Source organism: Actinophytocola sp., assembly GCF_036002505.1.
Taxonomy (GTDB): domain Bacteria; phylum Actinomycetota; class Actinomycetes; order Mycobacteriales; family Pseudonocardiaceae; genus DASYTH01.
In genome coordinates, this window is the sequence record NZ_DASYTH010000396.1 from 1 (window position 1) to 2,901 (window position 2,901).

3 protein-coding genes and 1 tRNA gene are annotated in these 2,901 nt (G+C 70.1%); 3 read left to right on the forward strand and 1 reads right to left on the reverse strand.

Annotated elements, in window-relative coordinates:
- Positions 1 to 208: 208 nt before the first annotated feature.
- The 3 genes from VGR06_RS44135 to istB all read left to right on the forward strand — a co-directional run bounded on the left by VGR06_RS44135 (position 209) and on the right by istB (position 2,694).
- Positions 209 to 394 (forward strand): tyrosine-type recombinase/integrase, encoded by a 186-nt coding sequence (locus VGR06_RS44135; RefSeq protein ID WP_414637393.1) that lies wholly within the window; start codon positions 209 to 211, stop codon positions 392 to 394.
- A gap of 279 nt (positions 395 to 673) precedes the next feature.
- A complete protein-coding gene (istA, locus tag VGR06_RS34405; protein ID WP_327563370.1) occupies positions 674 to 1,903 on the forward strand; it encodes an IS21 family transposase in 1,230 nt (409 codons plus the stop codon).
- A complete protein-coding gene (istB, locus tag VGR06_RS34410) occupies positions 1,903 to 2,694 on the forward strand; it encodes an IS21-like element helper ATPase IstB (protein ID WP_414637392.1) in 792 nt (263 codons plus the stop codon). Before istA ends, istB begins: the two co-directional genes overlap by 1 nt.
- 123 nt (positions 2,695 to 2,817) lie before the next feature.
- Here istB and VGR06_RS34415 read toward each other — a convergent pair.
- Positions 2,818 to 2,889 (reverse strand) — tRNA-Arg (locus VGR06_RS34415).
- Positions 2,890 to 2,901: the final 12 nt, after the last annotated feature.

Genomic DNA, 2,901 nt, shown 5'->3' on the forward strand with positions numbered 1-2,901 from the left:
CCTCAACCTCACCGCGATGGAACTGTGGATACGCCGGGCTACCGCCGAGATGGAAGACGGCACGCAGGTCGACGGCGACCCAAAGTCGGAGGCCGGCAAGCGCCCGATCAGCCTGCCGCGAGCACTGCGGACCGACATCGAACTGCACCTTGCCCGGTTCGCACAGCCGGGACTCGGAGGCCGGCTGTTCGTCGGCGCACAGGGTGGCATCCCCCGACGGCGCAACTTCAACAGGGTCTGGAAAACCGCGCTCAAGCGGGCCGGCATCCCGGCCGAGACGAATCTTCACCTTCATGATCTCCGGCACACCGGAAGCACCTGGTCAGCGCAGAGCGGAGCCACGCTCAAGGAGCTGATGGCTCGAATCGGGACTCCAGCACCCGGGCAGCCATGATCTACCAGCACGCCAACCGAGAACGTGACCAGGCGATAGCTGCGGCACTCGATGCCCTCATCGACGCCGCCCGCGACAGCACCGCGGCGTGATCCGGCACGTCAACGAAGTCAGAGCTTAGCGAGGTCAGATCCGTCAACCGTCGGTACTACCTTGAGGCGCAGGCCGTAACCCACCGCAATTTCACTCGTTCACGTTTTTGACTCCTGTCATCGACGCTTGAAAACTGACCCCGTGGCGACGGATGAATCTGGACCCCTCTCGTTGAAGATCGGGAGGGTGTTGAGCGTGGAAGACTGGGCGGAGATCCGCCGGTTGCACCGCAGCGAGGGGATGCCGATCAAGGCGATCACCCGGAAGCTCGGGGTGGGTCGGAACACGGTGCGTCGGGCGTTGGCAGCGGCGGGTCCGCCGCGGTACCAGCGTCCGGCTCGGGCGTCCATTGTGGACGCGGTAGAGCCGCAGATCCGGTCATTGCTCGAGCAGTGGCCGACAATGCCGGCCACGGTGGTCGCCGAACGGATCGGCTGGACCAGGTCGCTGACGGTGCTGAAGGGGCGGGTGGCGGTGCTGCGGCCGTTGTACCTGCCGCCGGACCCGGCGCAGCGCACCGACTACGCACCGGGTGAGCTGGCGCAGTGCGACCTGTGGTTCCCGCCGGCGGACGTGCCGTTGGGGTACGGCCAGGTGGGTCGGCCGCCGGTGCTGGTGATGGTGTGCGGCTACTCGCGCTGGCTGTCCGCGGTGATGATCCCGTCCCGGCAGGTGGCGGACCTGTTGTGCGGGCAGTGGGCGGTGCTGGCCGGGCTGGGTGCCGCACCGCGGGTGCTGGTCTGGGACAACGAGTCCGCGGTCGGGCAGTGGCGTGGCGGCCGGCCGGCGCTGACCGCGGCGATGCACGCCTTCCGCGGCACGCTGGGCGTCTCCGTGTTGCAGTGCCGGCCGAAGGACCCGGAGGCCAAGGGCCTGGTGGAGCGGGCCAACGGCTACCTGGAGACGTCGTTTCTGCCCGGCCGGCGGTTCGCCTCGCCGGTGGACTTCAACGCCCAGCTGGCCGACTGGCTGGCCCGGGCCAACCGCCGCCAGCATCGGGTGCTGGGCTGTCGGCCGGCCGACCGGCTGGACGCCGACCGGGCGGCGATGGTGGCGCTGCCGCCGGTGCCGCCCGTCGTGGGGTGGCGGCTGTCCACCCGGCTGCCCCGCGACCACTACGTGCGGCTGGACGGCAACGACTACTCGGTGCACCCGTCGGTGGTCGGCCGGCGGGTCGAGGTGCTCGCGGACACCGAGCTGGTCTGGGTGCGCTGCGACGGCCGGCCGGTGGCCCGCCACGAGCGCTGCTGGGCGGCGCACCAGACCATCACCGACCCGGCGCACCGGCAGGCCGCCGCGGCGCTACGCACCGCGCACCGCCACGCCGCCGCGCCGGCGTTGGCTGAGGTGGAGCACCGGCGGCTGGCCGACTACGACCGGCTGTGCGCAGTCGACCTGGCCGAGGAGGTGGCGTGATGGCCGCCAAAACCGCCGCCACCCGCAACCTCACCGCCGAGCTGGCGTTCCTGACCCGGGCGTTGAAAGCGCCCTCGCTGGCCGCCGCGGTCGACCGGCTGGCCGAACGGGCCCGCGCCGAGTCCTGGACCCACGAGGAGTTCCTGGCCGCCTGCCTGCAACGCGAGGTCGCCGCCCGCGAGTCCCACGGCGGCGAGGGCCGCATCCGCGCCGCCCGGTTCCCGGCCCGCAAGTCGTTGGAGGACTTCGACTTCGACCACCAACGCTCACTCAAACGCGAGACCATCAACCACCTCGGCACCCTGGACTTCGTCACCGCCAAGGACAACGTGGTCTTCCTCGGCCCGCCCGGCACCGGCAAAACCCACCTGTCCATCGGCCTGGGCATGCGCGCCTGCCAGGCCGGGCACCGGGTCGCGTTCGCCACCGCCGCCCAATGGGTGGCCCGCCTCGCCGAAGCCCACCACGCCGGCCGCCTGCAAGACGAGCTGGTCAAGCTCGGCCGCGTCCCGCTGCTCGTGGTCGACGAGGTCGGCTACATCCCGTTCGAAGCCGAAGCCGCCAACCTGTTCTTCCAGCTGGTGTCCAACCGCTACGAACGCGCCTCGCTGATCGTGACCAGCAACAAGCCCTTCGGTCGCTGGGGCGAGGTGTTCGGCGACGACGTGGTCGCCGCTGCCATGATCGACCGGCTGGTCCACCACGCCGAGGTCGTCTCCCTCAAGGGCGACAGCTATCGGCTCAAAGACCGCGACCTCGGCCGCGTCCCAACCGCACCAACCAACGACTAGCAAAGATCAACCCAGCCAGGAGGGGTCCATTTTCAACCGTCGCAGAGGGGTCCGTTTTCGGGCGTCGTTGACAGCGCGGCCCCCAGCCGCGAGCGCGACCAAACTGCGCCACGTCCCGATGCGTACCCGTACCAGGAGTCGAACCCGGATCTCCAGCTCCGTAGGCTGGCGCCTTGTCCGTTGGACCATACGGGTGCAGTGGGCGGC

What these genes read in the sequence shown, in the direction of transcription:
- istB (WP_414637392.1), top strand. Translation starts at nt 1,903, where the DNA reads ATGGCCGCCAAAACCGCCGCCACCCGCAACCTCACCGCCGAGCTGGCG.